21 protein-coding genes are annotated in these 17,653 nt (G+C 42.4%); all 21 read left to right on the top strand.

Annotated elements, in window-relative coordinates:
• The first annotated feature begins 45 nt into the window (after positions 1-45).
• The 21 genes from ACESZP_RS11565 (at position 46) to ACESZP_RS11465 (ending at position 17,647) form a co-directional block, all read left to right on the top strand.
• Positions 46-813, top strand: coding sequence for a ComEC/Rec2 family competence protein (locus ACESZP_RS11565; protein ID WP_499709074.1), 768 nt, complete (start codon positions 46-48; stop codon positions 811-813).
• Positions 814-873: 60 nt separating this feature from the next.
• Entirely contained in the window at positions 874-1,068 is a 195-nt protein-coding gene (locus ACESZP_RS11560; RefSeq protein WP_499709073.1) for a SymE family type I addiction module toxin, read from the top strand.
• A 70-nt stretch (positions 1,069-1,138) separates the two neighbouring features.
• Complete coding sequence (locus tag ACESZP_RS11555; RefSeq protein WP_021885190.1) at positions 1,139-1,360, top strand: helix-turn-helix domain-containing protein; 222 nt, start codon at positions 1,139-1,141, stop codon at positions 1,358-1,360.
• The gene (locus ACESZP_RS11550; RefSeq protein WP_118084966.1) at positions 1,353-2,921 is read left to right on the top strand and encodes a type I restriction-modification system subunit M; all 1,569 of its coding nucleotides are present in this window, start codon (positions 1,353-1,355) and stop codon (positions 2,919-2,921) included. Before ACESZP_RS11555 ends, ACESZP_RS11550 begins: the two co-directional genes overlap by 8 nt.
• A complete protein-coding gene (locus ACESZP_RS11545) occupies positions 2,918-3,139 on the top strand; it encodes a hypothetical protein (RefSeq protein ID WP_021885192.1) in 222 nt (73 codons plus the stop codon). The genes ACESZP_RS11550 and ACESZP_RS11545 overlap by 4 nt, the downstream gene beginning before the upstream one ends.
• Entirely contained in the window at positions 3,132-5,030 is a 1,899-nt protein-coding gene (locus ACESZP_RS11540; protein WP_499709072.1) for a restriction endonuclease subunit S, read from the top strand. The genes ACESZP_RS11545 and ACESZP_RS11540 overlap by 8 nt, the downstream gene beginning before the upstream one ends.
• A gap of 12 nt (positions 5,031-5,042) precedes the next feature.
• Complete coding sequence (locus ACESZP_RS11535) at positions 5,043-8,168, top strand: type I restriction endonuclease subunit R (protein WP_349126300.1); 3,126 nt, start codon at positions 5,043-5,045, stop codon at positions 8,166-8,168.
• A 21-nt stretch (positions 8,169-8,189) separates the two neighbouring features.
• Entirely contained in the window at positions 8,190-9,071 is an 882-nt protein-coding gene (locus tag ACESZP_RS11530) for a GIY-YIG nuclease family protein (RefSeq protein ID WP_118084970.1), read from the top strand.
• Between the two features lie 28 nt (positions 9,072-9,099).
• On the top strand, positions 9,100-9,690 hold the full coding sequence (locus ACESZP_RS11525; RefSeq protein WP_118084971.1) for a hypothetical protein: 591 nt from the start codon (positions 9,100-9,102) through the stop codon (positions 9,688-9,690).
• A gap of 122 nt (positions 9,691-9,812) precedes the next feature.
• Positions 9,813-10,046: a hypothetical protein gene (locus ACESZP_RS11520; protein WP_118084972.1), complete on the top strand. Its 234-nt coding sequence runs from the start codon at positions 9,813-9,815 to the stop codon at positions 10,044-10,046.
• A gap of 94 nt (positions 10,047-10,140) precedes the next feature.
• The gene (locus ACESZP_RS11515; protein ID WP_499709071.1) at positions 10,141-10,617 is read left to right on the top strand and encodes a helix-turn-helix domain-containing protein; all 477 of its coding nucleotides are present in this window, start codon (positions 10,141-10,143) and stop codon (positions 10,615-10,617) included.
• Positions 10,618-10,627: 10 nt separating this feature from the next.
• Entirely contained in the window at positions 10,628-11,419 is a 792-nt protein-coding gene (locus tag ACESZP_RS11510) for an ImmA/IrrE family metallo-endopeptidase (protein ID WP_118084973.1), read from the top strand.
• 275 nt (positions 11,420-11,694) lie between these two features.
• Positions 11,695-11,871, top strand: a complete 177-nt coding sequence (locus tag ACESZP_RS11505) for a hypothetical protein (protein ID WP_499709070.1) — start codon at positions 11,695-11,697, stop codon at positions 11,869-11,871.
• Between the two features lie 568 nt (positions 11,872-12,439).
• The gene (locus ACESZP_RS11500) at positions 12,440-12,775 is read left to right on the top strand and encodes an HTH domain-containing protein (RefSeq protein WP_004843290.1); all 336 of its coding nucleotides are present in this window, start codon (positions 12,440-12,442) and stop codon (positions 12,773-12,775) included.
• A gap of 88 nt (positions 12,776-12,863) precedes the next feature.
• A complete protein-coding gene (locus ACESZP_RS11495; protein WP_499709069.1) occupies positions 12,864-13,265 on the top strand; it encodes a DUF7768 domain-containing protein in 402 nt (133 codons plus the stop codon).
• Positions 13,266-13,275: 10 nt separating this feature from the next.
• Positions 13,276-13,467, top strand: coding sequence for a hypothetical protein (locus tag ACESZP_RS11490; protein WP_499709068.1), 192 nt, complete (start codon positions 13,276-13,278; stop codon positions 13,465-13,467).
• A gap of 13 nt (positions 13,468-13,480) precedes the next feature.
• Positions 13,481-13,822, top strand: a complete 342-nt coding sequence (locus tag ACESZP_RS11485; RefSeq protein WP_118084975.1) for a hypothetical protein — start codon at positions 13,481-13,483, stop codon at positions 13,820-13,822.
• Positions 13,822-14,949 (top strand): DUF2800 domain-containing protein, encoded by a 1,128-nt coding sequence (locus ACESZP_RS11480; RefSeq protein WP_118084976.1) that lies wholly within the window; start codon positions 13,822-13,824, stop codon positions 14,947-14,949. Before ACESZP_RS11485 ends, ACESZP_RS11480 begins: the two co-directional genes overlap by 1 nt.
• Before the next feature lie 4 nt (positions 14,950-14,953).
• Entirely contained in the window at positions 14,954-15,496 is a 543-nt protein-coding gene (locus tag ACESZP_RS11475) for a DUF2815 family protein (RefSeq protein WP_118084977.1), read from the top strand.
• Between the two features lie 65 nt (positions 15,497-15,561).
• The gene (locus ACESZP_RS11470) at positions 15,562-15,732 is read left to right on the top strand and encodes a hypothetical protein (RefSeq protein ID WP_499709067.1); all 171 of its coding nucleotides are present in this window, start codon (positions 15,562-15,564) and stop codon (positions 15,730-15,732) included.
• Positions 15,713-17,647, top strand: a complete 1,935-nt coding sequence (locus tag ACESZP_RS11465) for a DNA polymerase (protein WP_499709065.1) — start codon at positions 15,713-15,715, stop codon at positions 17,645-17,647. Before ACESZP_RS11470 ends, ACESZP_RS11465 begins: the two co-directional genes overlap by 20 nt.
• The last annotated feature ends 6 nt before the right edge of the window (positions 17,648-17,653 follow it).

The raw sequence follows: 17,653 nt of genomic DNA, 5'->3' as shown, positions 1-17,653 counted from the left end.
ATGAATCGGTCATTTTAGCGGTTCTGCGAATATGATTTGGAGTGAATGAAAATAAGAAAGCGGCCTTTATGTCTGACGGCGCTTGCCCTTGCAGTGGTGCTGCTGTGTCTTCCGGCGGAGCTTTTCAGAAAAGCTTCACCGGATGCCACAGCTCATCCGGAGATTCTCACCGGCACCATCTGCCGGATGGAACCGGGCGGCATGACTGTCTGGCTTACCAAAACCAATTATCCGGACGCCGGGATCATCCTAGTGTCCTTCGAAGCCGAACCTTCAGTTTCTATCGGCAATACCATACGAATTGAGAATCATTTTAAAATACGAAAGCCGGAAGCTCCCACCAATCCGGGGCAGTTTGACGCAAAACTCTATTATCAGACAAAGGGAATCGGGCTATTATGCTATGCGAAGGATGCGACGGTCATCCGGGACGATGTGCGGTGGATGGCGCAATTACTGTATGAATTGCAGGAGAGCTTAAGCGCCCGTGTCCGAGGCTTATTTCCTGTGGACAAAAGCGGCGTCCTGGAGGCCATGCTGCTGGGAAATAAGACAGATCTGGAGGCGGAGACCAAAAGCCTGTACCAGAAAAGCGGCATGTCCCATCTGCTGGCTATCTCCGGTGTTAAGACTCTAAAGTTGGATATCCCCCTAGTGCCTGAAACCCGCATAAACTGGGCATTTGTGCCACTACATATCGCTATAATTTACATTCTAAAACTGTGCTTAGACGAGGAAATTATTCCCCGTTGTCGTTTCCCTTGTTCAAGGGGGTATCACAAAAAATATATAAATTGGCAAAAGAAGCAATAATTTAGCGGAAGTTAATCTTACCGCAAAAGCCTAATAAATCGGCAAAAGGAGAAGAAGCCTATGGCATATAAAAAATATAGAGAAATGAAGGTTTATGAAGCAAGTGGATACCAGTATAAGCGGACACCGAGTATTGTACTTAAAGGGCAGTGGCTGTCGGAGTTGGGGTTTGATATCGGAGAGCAGATTGAGGTGAAGTGTGAAGATGGGAGATTGATTATAACTAAAGCAAACGAAATATGGGACATGAATTAGCATGCAACTATTCGCAATCTCGAATATAATAATCTTAATATCATTTGTTGGAATTGATGGAGGAAAACGAATGGATTATTTATCATCAGCGGAAATAGCAAAAAAATGGAATGTTTCGCAAAGAAGAGTTGCAGTATTTTGCAAGGAAGGCAGAGTTAAAGGCGCTGTTCTTATCGGGCGAATGTGGATGATACCAAAGGATGCAGAAAAACCGATAGATCCAAGACGTATAATGAATAAAGAGGAAGATCTGTCTGACATTAAAAATGACGGAGGAAAAGAGAATGGTTGATACCAAAAAGGAACAGGAACGAGAGGAACTTCATCGTGCAATATGGGCGATTGCAGATGAACTGCGTGGAGCAGTTGATGGCTGGGATTTCAAAAATTATGTTCTTGGTACGATGTTTTATCGTTATATTTCCGAAAACCTGTGTAATTACATAAACAATGGTGAAATTGATGCGGGCAACACGGATTTTGATTTTGCAAAAATGCCGGATGAGGATGCAGAAGAAGCAAGAGCTGGATTGGTAGAAGAAAAAGGTTTTTTTATCCTTCCAAGTGAGCTTTTCTGTAATGTCCGCGCCAAAGCTGTAAATGATGAAAATTTAAATGAAACACTGGAGTGCGTGTTCCGTCACATTGAAGAATCAGCAAAAGGCAGTGAAGCAGAGAGTGACTTTGCCGGATTGTTCGATGACTATGATGTAAACAGCAATAAACTGGGTTCTACAGTTGCAAAGCGAAATGAAAAACTTGTTAAACTGTTGAATGGTGTAGGAGAGATGAATCTAGGAGATGTGAAGGATCATTCCATTGATGCCTTCGGGGATGCATATGAGTACCTTATGACTATGTATGCATCAAATGCCGGAAAATCTGGTGGGGAATTCTTTACTCCTGCAGATGTATCTGAACTGCTCACACGGCTTGGAACTGTAGGTAAAACAGAAATCAATAAGGTATATGATCCTGCTTGTGGTTCGGGTTCATTGCTTTTGAAGGCTGAGAAAATCCTGGGAAAAGATGCTATCCGTAATGGCTTTTATGGGCAGGAAATCAATATCACAACCTACAATTTGTGCCGTATTAATATGTTTCTGCATGATGTGGGATTTGATAAATTTGATATAGCCTGTGAAGATACACTGCTCAGTCCACAACATTGGGATGATGAGCCATTTGAGTTGATCGTGTCTAATCCGCCTTATTCTATCAAATGGGCAGGAGACGAAAATCCATTGCTCATCAATGATCCTCGCTTTGCTCCGGCTGGAGTTCTGGCACCTAAGAGCAAAGCAGATATGGCGTTTATTATGCACAGTTTATCATGGCTTGCTTCTAATGGAACGGCTGCCATTGTATGTTTCCCAGGAATTATGTACCGTGGCGGTGCAGAGCAGAAAATCCGTAAATATCTGGTAGACAACAACTATATCGACTGTATTATTCAGTTGCCGAGTAACCTGTTCTTTGGAACTTCGATTGCGACTTGTATCATGGTAATGAAAAAGAATAAGACAGACAACAAGACCCTGTTTATTGATGCCACAAGTGAATGCGTGAAGGTGACTAACAATAATAAGCTGACACCAGAAAACATTGATCGGATTGTAGATGTGTTTGCTAAGCGTGAAGAAGTGGAACATTTTGCGCATTTGGCAAGCTACGAAGAAGTATCTGGCAATGATTATAATTTGTCTGTATCCACGTATGTAGAAGCAGAAGATACAAGAGAGAAAATTGACATCGTGAAATTGAATGCAGAAATTAAGGAAATTGTTGTTCGTGAGCAAGTGCTCCGTGATGAGATTGATAAGATCATCGCAGAAATCGAGGTGAACTCATGAGTACAAAAGAATTAAAAGTGTCTTTTAATGCCCCGTTAAATGAACTTGACACGGAAGTGCAGACATATGGATGCAGAGCAAATAATCCAGATATATGTGCTAATAATTCCATTACAAATATTTGTGCTTTTACATCTGAAGATGGTATTTGTAGAAAGCCGTCTCGTGCATGGAAAAAACAATATCATAAATTAAGTGGAGGGCAGAAAAATGAGTAAAATTGATAATTTGATTCAAGAATTCTGTCCTGACGGAGTTGAATATAAACCAATAAAAAAATTGGCAGAAGTTGGAACTGGAAGCAGTAATGGCAATGAAGCACAGGAAGATGGAAAGTATCCATTTTTTATACGTTCACAAACAGTGAAAAGAAAAAATGAATGGGAATATGATGAAGAAGCAATTATTATACCTGGAGAAGGTGGGATTGGAGAAATATACCATTATGTGAATGGCAAATATGCTATTCATCAAAGGGTGTATCGTATACATTTTACTGATAATTCAGTCGATGTTAAGTTCGCTTATCATTATTTTCGCACCTTTTTTAAGAACTTTATTATGCGTAAGGCCGTAAGTGCGACCGTGAAATCTATAAGAAAGCCTATGATAGAGGAGTTTATGCTCCCTGTACCTCCTCTGGAGGTACAACGTGAAATAGTCCATATTTTGGACTCTTTCACGTTACTTACAGCCGAGCTTACAGCCGAGCTTACAGCCGAGCTTACAGCTCGGAAGAAACAGTATAGTTTTTACAGAGACACTTTAATACAAAAAGAGTGTAAATCTGAAAAAGTTAAGCTGAATACTGTTTGTGAAATTTATGACGGAACACATCAAACACCGAAATATACTAACAGTGGAATACCATTTGTGAGTGTAGAAAACATTGATGATTTGTATGGAACACAGAAATTCATTTCGACAGAAGCTTATGCGAAATATAAAATTAAACCCCGCATAGGTGATGTTTTTATGACAAGGATTACTGCAGGGATTATTGGAAAATGTACAGTAGTAGAGCGAAATGATGATTTAGCTTATTATGTTTCGCTGGCATTGTTGCGTCCAAATGCAGACATTCTTGATAGCAAATATTTGAAGTATTATTTGGAAAGTGGTTGGGGCAGAAGAGAATTAAGTAAATGGATATTGTGGGATGCAACACCTACGAAAATAAATAAGGATGATATTGGAAGAGTGCTTATTTCTGTTCCACCGCTTGATACGCAAAAAAGGTTGGTACAGGTAATCGAACATTTTGATGTTATTTGTACTGACTTGAATATTGGCTTGCCAGCCGAAATCGAAGCACGCCAGAAGCAATATGAATATTATCGAGATTTGCTCTTGACATTTGCTGAAACGGGCAGCACGCTCATGACAGACAGACAGACAGACAGACAGACAGACAGACAGACAGACAGACAGACAGACAGACAGACAGACAGACAGACAGAGCTGAGCACAATTAAGCTCATTCAATATGTGTTTGGTTATGTTACGCTGCCAATGGGAAGTTTATTTGATTTCCGTAATGGACTGAGCAAGGGAAAGGATTTCTTTGGTTCAGGTATTCCTTTTATCCGATATACGGATGTTTATAATAACAGATTTCTTAAGGGAGAGGATATTACCGCACTGGTTGAATGCACTCCTGCAGAAATTGAAAAGTTGGGAGTTCACCGTGGAGATGTGTTTTTTACCAGAACGTCAGAGACAGCAGAAGATGTTGGTTGGTCATCGGTAATGCTTGATGATATTGGCGATTGTGTATTTAATGGATTTACAATTAAGGCAACTCCAAAAACAAATTATTTGTTGCCGGAATATTGTGCATTTTGCTTTGCTACGGAAGACTTCAGGAAGTATGTTACAAGCCATTGTGCATTTACAACCAGAGCATCCTTAACGGGAAAAACGATTGCAGAATATCAGCTTGCTATTCCGAGTATAGAAAAACAGCAGGAGATTGTAAATGTGTTGAATAAATTTCATAGCCTTTGCAATGACCTGTCCGCAGGACTTCCAGCAGAAATCGAAGCACGTCAGAAGCAATATGAATATTACAGGGATAAGCTGTTATCCTTTAAAGAATTACCAAAGTAAGGAGGCGAGAGTGTGCCGTACTTTAATATTATAGCGGAGACATCGGAGAATACCGTTGTCACAGAATATGAGCCAGTCAAGAAACGTTCTGACAGTTACCAGAGCGAAGCAGAACTGGAACAGGAGTTTATCCGTCTGCTCTGTGAACAGGGATATGAATATCTGCCTATTCACACGGAGAAAGACCTGATTGCCAATCTCCGTAAAAAATTAGAGGAACTGAATAACTATCAGTTTTCAGACACAGAATGGGATGATTTCTTCAAAAATGCCGTTGCTAATCCTAATGAGCATATCGTGGAAAAGACCCGGAAGATACAGGAGGATAATGTACAAGTCTTGACCCGTGATGACGGTTCTTCCAAGAATATTACACTCATAGATAAAAAGAATATCCATAATAACAGGCTGCAGGTCATCAATCAATATGTGGTTGGCACAGAGAATGGTGCGAAGCATGACAATCGCTATGATGTTACAGTATTGGTAAACGGTCTGCCTCTTGTGCATATTGAACTGAAACGCAGAGGTGTTGCCATCCGTGAGGCTTTCAACCAGATTAACCGCTACCAGAGGGATTCCTTCTGGGCAGGATGCGGACTGTATGAGTACATTCAGATTTTTGTCATTTCCAATGGTACAAATACAAAGTATTATTCCAACAGCACCAGACGGAATGCGGAAAAGGAGCATGAGAAACGGGGAGCAAGTAAGACCAAGACCAGTAACAGTTTTGAGTTTACCTGCTTCTGGGCAGATGCCAATAACCGTGTAATTCCAGATCTGATTGATTTTACAAAGACTTTTTTCGCAAAGCATACGATTCTGAATATCCTTACGAAGTACTGCATTTTTACATCTGAGGATATGCTGATGGTCATGCGGCCGTACCAGATTACGGCTACGGAGAGAATTCTCAATCGTATCGAAATTGCCAATAATTATAAGAAGTACGGCGGTGTCGAGGGTGGAGGTTACATCTGGCATACCACAGGTTCCGGCAAGACGCTGACTTCGTTCAAGACGGCAAGACTGGCATCGAAGCTGCCTTATATTGATAAGGTGCTGTTTGTGGTTGACCGTAAGGATCTGGACTACCAGACCATGAAAGAATATGACCGTTTTGAAAAAGGGGCAGCTAACAGCAATACTTCGACTACTATATTAAAAAGGCAGTTGGAAGACCCGGACGCACACATCATTATTACTACCATTCAGAAACTGGCTACCTTTATAAAGAAGAATCCGGGGCATGAAGTGTATACGAAACATATCGTTATTATTTTTGATGAGTGCCATCGTAGTCAGTTCGGGGATATGCACACTGCGATTGTGAAGAATTTCAAAAAATATCATCTGTTTGGATTTACAGGAACACCGATTTTTTCTATTAATTCCGGCAGAGCAAAAAATCCAGAATTCTTTACTACAGGTCAGACCTTTGGAGACCAGCTCCATAGCTACACGATTGTGGATGCTATTAATGATAAAAATGTTCTTCCATTCCGGGTGGATTATATTAAAACGATGGATGTGGAAGAAGAAATCACAGACGAGATGGTCTGGGACATCAACCGTGAAAAGGTCATGATGGCTCCTGAACGAATTCAGATTGTGACACAGTATATACTGGATCATTTTGATCAGAAGACCTATCGTGGGGATAAAACTTACATATATAATACGCTGACTAATATTGCAGAGGTGGCTTCTGCCAAACGGGATGAGGTAGAGGAAATCAAACAGAAACAGCGTATCAGCGGTTTTAACTCTATTTTTGCAGTATCGAGTGTTCCGATGGCAAAACTATATTATCAGGAATTTAAAAAGCAGATGGCAGCAGACCCGACCAAGAAACTGCGTGTCGCAACTATTTTCAGTTATGGTGCAAATGAGGAAGAATCAGATGGTATTCTGGATGAAGAAAATTCAGAGGATACCTCTGCACTCGATCAGCCGTCCAGAGAATTTCTGGAAGAAGCCATCAAGGATTATAATGAAATGTTCCATACGAATTATGATACCTCAAGTGATAAATTCCAAAATTACTATAAAGATGTGTCGCTTCGCATGAAGAACAAGGAACTGGATATTTTGATCGTAGTAAATATGTTCCTGACGGGTTTTGATGCTACAACCATGAATACATTGTGGGTAGACAAGAATCTAAAAATGCACGGGCTGATACAGGCATTTTCTCGTACCAACCGTATTTTGAATTCCATCAAGACTTTTGGAAATATTGTATGTTTCCGAAATCTGCAAAAGCGAGTGGATAGTGCCATTTCCCTGTTTGGAGACAAGAATGCCGGAGGCATTGTTCTGTTACAGAGCTTTAAGGATTATTATTACGGATATGAATCTGTGGATGGTAAGCCAATGCCGGGGTATGTGGACATGATGGAAGATTTGAATAATAAGTTTCCTTTGTTAGAGCCACAGATTGTCGGAGAACAGAATCAGAAGGATTTTATTGCTTTGTTTGGTGCAATTCTCCGTATGAGAAATCTGTTGCTTTCCTTTGATGATTTCAAGGGGAAAGAGCTAATTTCCGAACGTGATTTACAGGATTACCTTGGACGCTATCAGGACTTGCGTGATGAGTGGAAACGCAAGCGTCAGGAAAGTGCGGATATTACGGATGATGTAGTATTTGAGATTGAACTGATCCGGCAGATAGAAATTAACATTGATTATATTCTCATGCTTGTAAAGAAGTACCATGATACTCATTGCGAAGATAAGGAAGTCCTGATTACCATTAATAAGGCGATTGATGCTAGTCCGGAACTGCGCAGCAAAAAGCAGCTCATTGAAACCTTTATTGCAGGAATCAATGATGTGGATGATGTCATGAATGAATGGCATGAGTATGTGGTGGAACAGCGAGACCATGACCTTAATACGATTATCACGGAAGAAAAGCTGAAGCCGGAAGACACACGGAAGTTTATGGAGAATGCGTTCCGTGACGGAGAAATCAAAACAGCCGGAACGGACATAGATAAACTTATGCCACCGATTTCACGCTTTGGCGGTGGTGGCAGAGCCAAGAAGAAACAGGGTGTCATTGACAAGCTGAAGACTTTTTTTGAAAAGTATTTTGGTATCGGTGGTTCATCTACCTTTACTAATTAAAAATTACGGAGGGCTTAAGATATGGCATATGGTAAATCAATAGAACTATTTCTGGTCAATGGCACTGCAGATAGCTTAATAACGGCAGAATTGTCAAACTGGAATGGTAAAGCCATCAAAATTCCACGGATTGAGGTATCTGCATGCAATAGAGACGATATAAAGCAAGCTGGAGTATATTTTTTGTTCTGCAAAGAAGATAACGGGAAAGATTCTGTATATATAGGAGAAGCAGAAAACGTAAAGGAACGATTAGTTCAGCATTTAAGGGATGCACAAGCAGAGAAAGAAAAATATTACTGGAATACAGCAGTTATATTTATTGGAAGAGACCTTAATAAAGCATTGATTAGGTATCTTGAAAATCGCTTTGTTGAAATTGCAAGAAAGTGTAATAGATATGAGGTTCTCACAAAAAACACATATAAAAATACTGTGCTAAAAGAATCCCAAGTTGCAAGTATGGAAGAATTTGTTGATAATGTAAAAGTACTAATTAATGCACTTGGCTATAAGGTATTGGATGCATATACTAATGCTATTCCAAAAGAAGATGCAGTTGGTGAAACGGAGAAAAAGGAAAATTTAAAACTATATCTGGAGCGTGTCATAAAAAATATAGGGAAAATTGAGGCACAGGGAACTATCACATCTGAAGGATTTATTGTACTAAAAGGAAGCCAAATATCTCCAGTAGATGATAGCACTGTTCCTGACACAATAAAAGAGCAAAGACGTACCAGTAATATTGTAGATGGTATATTGCAAGATGATATGCTTTTTTCAAGCCCATCAGGTGCTGCGATGTTTGTTGTTGGTAAAAGTGATAATGGATTGACTCGATGGAAAGATGAAAATGGTCGCACTTTAAGGGAAATTGAAAACTGTGAAATAGAAAATTAGTATTTTATAAGCAGAAGGTGACAGCAGTATGGTTATTTGTCCAAAATGCAGATCAGACAGGACTGCACCAATATTATATGGTTATCCGTCTCATGAAGCCTTTGAAGCAGAGGAACGAGGAGAACTTATCCTGGGTGGATGTGAGATGATAGACGGAATGCCACACGAGGATTATGGCTGCCTTGACTGCAGATACCGATGGTCAAAGGAACTTCTTCCAGCAACGCAGATTACAAAAATACGATACAAGGTTGTGGAGAATGGTCCGTGTACGATAGATTCCCAACAGTCATGGGTGTATGAAATATATCCAGATGGAAGATGTAAAGAATATATCTATCAAGGGCAGAGCCGGAAATATCAGTTTAAAACTGATGAAAAGGTCTCCGAAAAGAAGACATACAGACTTGCATGCTCCCTACAGAAAATCATAGGTGCTCCATTGTGGGAAAAGAACATTGTAGAAGGTCAAGTGTGCGATGGATGCAGTTATGAACTTCAGATAACTTATACTGATAAGCGGAAAGAAGTTATAAATGGTGATGTTGCTGGAGGTACGTTTGATTCCATACTGGAGAAATTTGTCTGCAGTATCTTTGGAAGACGATTTACAACTTGACAAATCGAACAAGTGTTCTTATAATAAAATCATCGCTACGTTAGGATACATATCGCAGAGTAACACTATCAGGTTGGTTCACTTTCCCTTGACTGACCACAGTATTAGGAGGCGATGGTTACATGACATTTGAAATCGGTTCGACAGCTTATATTGTCGAGAGCAACCGGATTATCCGTGAAGTGACTATAGTTAAGCGGAACGGAGATTTTTATATAATCCGGTTTGGCACAAGAGGCGGCATCCAAGTGAGAAGCAAGAGGCTTTTTGCAAGCTATGAAGATGCGGATTCTTCCATACATAAAAAGACAGAAAAAAGGACGGGATATCGTTCTCCATATGACTACATACACTAAAGTGAATGGAAGGGGATAATTTTGCAAAAAATGTGATTGACAATCCCCTTCAAATTTTATATACTTTAGTTAGCAAGTTAGCGAACAAGCAAGCGTGCTAATAAATGAACACCGATATAAAAGTGAAAATGCGAAAAAGTTAAAAAGCGAAAAACAAAGCGAAAACGAAAAGAAAAGTGAAAACAAAGAAAAGGTGAAAATTATGATGTATGCGAATTTTGGAGAATTTATAAGCAGGAAGAGAGTTGAAAAGAAAATTACATTGAGGAAAATGGCAGATATGTTAGGCGTATCAGCACCATTTTTAACTGATGTAGAAAAAGATAGACGCAACCCCTTCGATATGGAAAAACTTACACAACTCGCACAGATACTGAATTTGTCAAAAGAAGAAAACGCACAGATGCTTGATCTTGCTGGAAAGAAGAGAAATGCCGTAGCACCGGACCTTCCAGAATATATTATGGAACGGGACTATGTCAGTGCAGCTTTGAGGACAGCAAGGGACTTGGATGCAGGAGAAGAAGAATGGAACCAGTTTGTCGAGGAACTGAGAAAGCGAAAGGGGTAAGAACCTATATATGTATAGACCTGAAATTAAAAGAAAGAGATCTGGGGCACCAGTGTTAAGCAGAAAAGAGATTGATGTTATCGGACAGAATATTGTCGGGGATTTTATGCCGGAAGCATTAAAATCTCCACAGGAAATAGATATCGATTTGTTGGCACAGGATTATCTGGGAATGGATCAGGATTTTCAGTACCTGTCGCACTGCGGTGTTTATCTTGGGATGACGGTGTTCAATGACACGGACAAAGTACCCGTGTATGATCCGCAGAATAACTGTGCAGATTATATCAGCGCAAAAGCACATACCGTGATAATCGACAAGATGCTCTTGGAAGAAAATCAGGAACACAGATATCGTTTTACGATGGGACACGAGGCAGGGCATGAGTTTTTACATAAAGAATATTTTGCCTATGATCCTGACCAGATAACACTGTTTGACCTGATGGGAGAAACTCCGGCACCAATGGTTCAGTGCCGTGTGGACACAAAGAAGATGGACTGCCGGACATCGAAAAGCTGGACAGACAGGGACTGGATGGAGTGGCAGGCGAATGCGTTATCATCTGCAGTTCTGATGCCTGTTTCAATGGTGCGGGTGGTAGCTGAAAATTTTAAACGGCCCGGACTGCAGCAGATTTTTTGTCATTATGCACTGGCTGAAGAAGTGGCTTCCGTATTTAATGTCTCATTTGAAGCAGCAGGATACAGACTGAAACAGCTTGGATATATTCCACAGGAGGCACAACTGAGTACAGATATCCTTAACATGATTTCTTTTGATTTGGCTTGTAATTACTAGCAGAAGGTTGAAGTATGCGGATTACAGAATGATCCGCATATTTTTTTGGTCTATGTGTTAGCAAGTTAGCGAACAAATGAACATAAGGAAAATATAAATATTATATTGCTTCATGGAATATATTACAGGGTTAATCAGTATTAACACAAAAATATAGGTTTCAGAATAAGATATGAAGGAATTGAAAAAATATGCATACTTTTTGTTATAACTTTTCGACACGAGGCATATCATAAAAAGAAAGATGTCAGATTATGGAAAGAAGGTGAGAACACATGGCAGATGGAGTGATACATAGATGCACCAAGGAGTGCCCATACAACAAAAAATGCTTTGTATGCAAAACCGAGACGGAAGTATCAGGGAATGTTGTGGTGCTTCATAAATGTGCAGTTACGAAAGAGGATATTCCGATTCAGATAAGAAAAGCAGAAAATGCCTGTGTTTTATGATGGGCAGAACAGTAAACTTAATAATCGGACTAGCTTGTAGAGACAGCCACTAGGATGTGCTGATATTACAGTAGCCTACGAAACAGGGATGTTAGTAGAATGCTGTAAAAAATCGGAGATTCTAGTGGCTTTCTTAAAGTCAGCCATTTTTAGCCAACAGCCTGTTTGTGTGACAGCCTGTTGGCTTTTTTGTTTCAAAAAAATGAAAAGCTGACGAATTAGGTTAATTACACAGATAATTTTCTCCATTGCAGTGAACAAAGAATTAAAGATTTTCAGGAACAGAAGGGAGAACAAGTATATAGATACCTGATTACGATACGCATTTGGGTAGTATGGATGTTCTTCTGACCGATGAGATTCAGTTCAGCATTGGAGATAAAAATACTTAACCTTATATATTCTCCGTTTGAAAAATTCAAAACACGATTTTTTTCAAAATAAAAAAGCGAATAAAGAGAAGAAGGTAATAGGAAAAAAATTTCAAGAAAAAAATCGAATAGGAAATTAGTCTTCCTATTTGGATTTTATATTTCTATCAGACAAGGACGAAGGGAGGTGAAAAGCTGTGAGTGCAAATGAGCGAAGAGCTGAGATCATGCGAATCATGGTCGCACGAAGACAAGAGAATATGCAGGTTTTAGCTGCTGAGCTTGGTGTTACGGATAGAACTATCCGAAATGACATTCTTGTGCTTACGGCTGAGTATCCTCTTGAAACTACTAGAGGTAACGGAGGCGGTGTCCGTATCGCTGACTGGTATCATCCACATAAAAATATTTTTTCACAGGATCAGATTTCGGTTTTGGAACAGTTGATGGACAAGGCTGATGATGAACAGAAAAAAGTGCTTGACCAGATGCTCCGTGAATACGGCTCTAACAAGTATAGTCCTGCAGTCTAGGACAGGCGGATGACGATCTGCCATCCAAGTACATTATTGACGAGTACCCCACGGCCATGAGAGCCGAATGAGAAAGGATGATTTTATTATGAAAAAGAAAATTTTTATCTGCAGCCCTTATCGGGGCAGAGTCGAGGAAAACAAAAAGAATGCAGTGAGCTACGCAAGGATTATTGCCATGTCAGGTGACGTTCCAATCGTACCACATCTCTATTTCCCATCATTCCTCGATGACAATATTCCAAACGAGAGAATGACAGGCATCGCAATGGGGATTGAACTCATGGATATGTGCGATGAGGTGTATGTGTTCGGTTTCGACATCACGGAAGGTATGAAGTTTGAACTCGACCATGCAAAAGAAACAAGAAAGCCTGTAAGGCTTTATGATACGGATTTCAATCCCGTGAATGTCAGAACCATTCCTGTGGATGAACGTGCGGATGCCAGATACAAAGGCATCATCAGAAATCTGAAGGTGTTGAAGTAGGAGGTCCGCCATGTCAGCAGTTAATGTCCGTTACGGACTATATCTGGGTGACCGTCTTATGGTCACTGCCGGAAAGAAAAAGAAGAGAGCAACCGTAGTAAAGGAGTACCCATTTCATATTCTGATGGACTGGGGAAAGTACAAGTCCAGTGTAAACAAAATCGATGTGTATACAGGTGATGTGAAGCTGGCACGCATTTGAAAGGAGAACCGCTATGAGTGAAGCATTGTTATTAGTAGCCGAGGGCTATGAGCAGATTGCTGCCGGAATCAGAAAGATGGTCGCAGCACAGAATGATATATCTAAAAAGGAAGAAAAGCCTGTGAAGAAGGCAGAAAAGAAGGAAACTCCTGTGGCAGATACACCGAAAGATGAAGCTGCCCCGAAGGAGAAAACAGTGGACAGAAAGACGGTCCGTGCATTCCTTGCGGAAAAGTCCAGAGCAGGAAAAACATCCGAGGTCAAGAACCTGATCGAGCAGTTTGGATTCCAGAAGCTGTCAGATGTTCCTGATGAGAAACTGCCGGAACTGTATGAGAAAGCGCAGGTGCTTTAATGGGCGGACACGCAAGGTTCTCCCCATCGTCCGGCAAAAGACGTCTGGAATGCCCTCCATCATTACTGTTGGAGGAGCAGTTCCCGGATGAAGAATCTCCCTTCGCAGCAGAAGGGAGTGCCGGACATGCGATGGCAGAGTACCTCATCAATAAGTATCTGAAGAAAAGGACTAAAAGACCTGTATCTGATTATTATTCGGATGAACTGCTCGAAGCCGTGGATGATTACGTGGAATATAACATCACCCAGATCGAACAGGCAAGGAAGGATTGTGATGAACCATTCATCGGAGTGGAACTGAAGGTCAGCCTGGCACACAGGATCGAAGGATGTTTCGGTACTGCAGATATGGTGGTGGTCGATTCCCATAAGATCCATATTATCGATCTGAAGCTCGGCAAGGGTGTGGTGGTCGATGCAGAACAGAATGTCCAACTTATGATCTATGGATTGGGAGTGTTGGACATGCTCGGTTTCTTATATGAGATCGACACGGTGGAGCTTACCATTGTCCAGCCGAGAATCGAGCATTTTTCCACCTGGGAGATTTCAGCCGGAGAGCTGCTTGCATGGGGAAAGGACGTTCTTGAACCGGGTGCAGCAAAGGCACTTGCCGGAGAGGGCGAGTTCAAAGCCGGAGACCACTGCCGATTCTGCAAGGCAAGATTCACATGCCGTGCAAGGGCAGAGGAATATCTGAAACTTGCCCAGATGGAATTCAAGGAACCGGACCTTATGTCTGATGAAGAGATCGCAGAGGTGCTTTCCAAGGCGGATGCACTGAAGAAGTGGGCAGAGGAAGTTTACACCTATGCACAGAACGAGGCGGTGGTCAATCATAAGGCATGGCCGGGGTATAAGCTCGTTCTCGGAAGAAGCAACAGAAGATACACGGATGAAGATGATGTGGCAGAGGCAGCAGTAAAAGCCGGGTACACGGATATCTTCAAAAAGAGCCTGATCGGCATTACCGAGATGGAAAGGCTGATGGGCAAAAAGAAATTTAATGAGATCCTTGGTTCACTGGTGTACAAGCCTGACGGCAAGGTCACACTGGTGCCGGATTCAGATAAAAGAGAAGCAGTTAAAACAGCAACCGCAGAAGCGGATTTTAAGGAGGACTAAGACTATGACAACAGCAAACTTAACTAAAGTAATCGTACCTTGCAGACTGAGCTACGCACACCTGTGGGAGCCGGATTCCATCAATGGAAGCGAACCAAAGTATTCCGTATCCTGCATCATCGATAAGGATGATAAGGAGACCATTGCTAAGATCAGGAAGGCAATCGAGGTGGCAAAGGATGAAGGAAAGGGCAAGTGGGGCGGCAAGATCCCGGCAAACCTGAAACTTCCGCTCAGAGACGGTGACATCGACAGACCTGAAGACGAAGCGTACCAGAACAGCATGTTCCTGAATGCCAATTCAAAACAGGCCCCTCAGATCGTGGACAGACAGGTGCAGCCGATCCTTGACCAGAGCGAGGTATATTCCGGCTGTTACGGAAGGGTATCCATTACATTTTATGCCTACAATTCCAACGGCAACAAAGGCGTGGCAGCAGGACTCGGCAATGTCCAGAAGTTAAAGGACGGAGAGCCTCTCGGTTCCAGAGCCAATGCCAAGGATGAGTTCGAGGCAGTGGATGCAGAGGACGATTTCCTTTCATAGGAGTGAACCAGTAAACCATAGGAAGGGCGGTGGCATACACCGCCCGGATACATAAAGGAGATGCCATGAAGGAACTGATGAAAGAGTTAAACAGCATAAAAAAATATATTCCATATAATAGGTTCCGCACCATCAAAGGACAGATAAAGTCCGGCAACGTGGATGCTGCGAGAACGGGGATCAACAGAATAAAGAAGAAAGCGGAGGGGCAGGCTTATGGACACACTTGCAATTGACATTGAAACCTACTCGGATGTATCACTCCCGGACTGCGGGGTACATAGATATGCTGCATCGGAGCAGTTTGAGATCCTTTTATTTGCATACAGTCTGAACGATGAGCCGACCAAGATCATTGACCTTGCATCCGGGGAGAAAATGCCGGATGAGATCATGAAGCTGCTTACGGATGATTCCGTGATAAAGACTGCCTATAATGCAGCATTCGAGCGTAACTGTATTAACCGTTACTTTGGTCTTTCCTTAAAGCCGGAAGGGTGGAGATGTACGCTCGTTCAGGCATCCATGCTGTCGCTTCCGCTGTCACTGGAAGGCGTGGGAGAAGCACTGAACCTTGATAAGAAAAAGATGTCGGAAGGCAAGGAACTGATCCGGTTCTTCTGTATGCCGTGTAAGCCGTCCAAGTCAAACGGCGGCAGGACAAGAAACCTTCCATCCGATGAGCCGGAGAAGTGGGAGCTGTTCAAGACCTACTGTATCCGTGACGTGGATGTGGAAAAGCAGATCAGGAATAAACTCTCGAAGTTTCCCATACCGGACAGGGAGCAGGAACTGTACTGCATGGACCAGAGGATAAATGACAGGGGCATCATGGTGGATCCGGAACTTATTACACATGCAGTGGCCTGTGACATTCTGTATAAGGAAACGGCAACAAAGAAGGCATATGAAATATCAGGACTTGAGAATCCGAACAGCGTGGCACAGCTTAAGGGATGGCTTGCACGAAAAGGCATCGAGATCGATTCCCTTGCAAAGGCAGCCGTGGAGGAACTGGTGGAAAACACGGACGGTGATGTAGCGGAAATGATGAAGCTGCGTCTTGCCCTGTCAAAAACGTCAGTCAAAAAGTATGAAGCTATGGAACGTTCCGTCTGTCCGGACGGAAGGGTGCATGGATTACTGCAGTTTTACGGGGCCAACCGTACAGGAAGGTGGGCCGGCAGACTGGTGCAGATTCATAACCTTCCCCAGAACCATATGGAAGACCTCGAACTTGCACGCTCCATCGTAAAGGAAGGCAGATATGACCTTGTGGAGCTTTTGTATGATTCCATACCGGATGTGCTTTCGGAACTGATCCGTACCACATTTGTGGCAAAGCCGGGATGCAGATTCATCGTCAGCGATTTTTCCGCGATCGAGGCAAGGGTCATGGGCTACCTTGCCGGAGAGGGATGGGTAATGGAGGAGTTCCGTTGTGCCGGAAAGATCTATGAGCAGACGGCATCGAAGATGTTCCATATCCCGATAGAGGAGATCACGAAAGGAAGCCCGTACCGTGCAAGGGGAAAGGTGGCATCGCTTGCTTGTCAGTATGGCGGTGCGGAAGGTGCGCTTATCAGCATGGGAGCACTGAACTTTGTGGAAGAGGATGAACTGAAAGGTCTGGTGCAGTCATGGCGGACAGCAAATCCGCACATCGTAAATTACTGGTATGAGATTGACGGTGCGGTAAAGGCTGCCGTGAAGGAACGGAAGATGACCACGGTCGGAAGGGTGACGGTATATTACCAGTCCGGGATGTTAAAGATCGCACTGCCGTCAGGAAGGGTGCTGTCATATGTAAGGCCGAGGATGACCGTGAACCGTTTCGGCTCGGAAAGCGTCAGCTATGAAGGTGTCGGTACGAACCGCAAATGGACAAGGATAGAATCCTACGGTGCAAAATTCTGTGAGAACATCGTTCAGGCAACCGCAAGGGATGTGCTGGCGGAAGCAATGCTCAGGCTGGAAAAGAAAGGCTTTGACATCGTATGCCATATCCATGATGAAGTGGTGCTTGAAGTGCCGGAAGGAACATCCTCGGTGGAAGAAGTAAATGAGATCATGGCGGTATGCCCTGACTGGTGTGAGGGGCTTCCGCTTAGGGCAGCCGGATTTGAAAGTCCGTTTTACAAGAAAGATTAGGAGGTG

This window comes from Candidatus Dorea massiliensis AP6 (genome assembly GCF_964245105.1).
Classification (GTDB): Bacteria; Bacillota; Clostridia; order Lachnospirales; family Lachnospiraceae; genus Laedolimicola; species Laedolimicola intestinihominis.
The sequence above is the reverse complement of the archived record's forward strand: the minus strand, read 5'-3'. Positions and strand labels throughout refer to the sequence as shown.

Bases quoted from the DNA above. Each gene is read 5' to 3' on its own strand.
- ACESZP_RS11525 (WP_118084971.1), top strand. From the start codon at position 9,100: ATGGTTATTTGTCCAAAATGCAGATCAGACAGGACTGCACCAATATTA.
- ACESZP_RS11495 (WP_499709069.1), top strand. From the start codon at position 12,864: ATGAAAAAGAAAATTTTTATCTGCAGCCCTTATCGGGGCAGAGTCGAG.
- ACESZP_RS11475 (WP_118084977.1), top strand. From the start codon at position 14,954: ATGACAACAGCAAACTTAACTAAAGTAATCGTACCTTGCAGACTGAGC.
- ACESZP_RS11480 (WP_118084976.1), top strand. From the start codon at position 13,822: ATGGGCGGACACGCAAGGTTCTCCCCATCGTCCGGCAAAAGACGTCTG.
- ACESZP_RS11510 (WP_118084973.1), top strand. From the start codon at position 10,628: ATGTATAGACCTGAAATTAAAAGAAAGAGATCTGGGGCACCAGTGTTA.
- ACESZP_RS11505 (WP_499709070.1), top strand. From the start codon at position 11,695: ATGGCAGATGGAGTGATACATAGATGCACCAAGGAGTGCCCATACAAC.
- ACESZP_RS11485 (WP_118084975.1), top strand. From the start codon at position 13,481: ATGAGTGAAGCATTGTTATTAGTAGCCGAGGGCTATGAGCAGATTGCT.
- ACESZP_RS11520 (WP_118084972.1), top strand. From the start codon at position 9,813: ATGACATTTGAAATCGGTTCGACAGCTTATATTGTCGAGAGCAACCGG.
- ACESZP_RS11545 (WP_021885192.1), top strand. From the start codon at position 2,918: ATGAGTACAAAAGAATTAAAAGTGTCTTTTAATGCCCCGTTAAATGAA.
- ACESZP_RS11465 (WP_499709065.1), top strand. From the start codon at position 15,713: ATGGACACACTTGCAATTGACATTGAAACCTACTCGGATGTATCACTC.
- ACESZP_RS11490 (WP_499709068.1), top strand. From the start codon at position 13,276: ATGTCAGCAGTTAATGTCCGTTACGGACTATATCTGGGTGACCGTCTT.
- ACESZP_RS11560 (WP_499709073.1), top strand. From the start codon at position 874: ATGGCATATAAAAAATATAGAGAAATGAAGGTTTATGAAGCAAGTGGA.
- ACESZP_RS11530 (WP_118084970.1), top strand. From the start codon at position 8,190: ATGGCATATGGTAAATCAATAGAACTATTTCTGGTCAATGGCACTGCA.
- ACESZP_RS11565 (WP_499709074.1), top strand. From the start codon at position 46: ATGAAAATAAGAAAGCGGCCTTTATGTCTGACGGCGCTTGCCCTTGCA.
- ACESZP_RS11540 (WP_499709072.1), top strand. From the start codon at position 3,132: ATGAGTAAAATTGATAATTTGATTCAAGAATTCTGTCCTGACGGAGTT.
- ACESZP_RS11470 (WP_499709067.1), top strand. From the start codon at position 15,562: ATGAAGGAACTGATGAAAGAGTTAAACAGCATAAAAAAATATATTCCA.
- ACESZP_RS11555 (WP_021885190.1), top strand. From the start codon at position 1,139: ATGGATTATTTATCATCAGCGGAAATAGCAAAAAAATGGAATGTTTCG.
- ACESZP_RS11550 (WP_118084966.1), top strand. From the start codon at position 1,353: ATGGTTGATACCAAAAAGGAACAGGAACGAGAGGAACTTCATCGTGCA.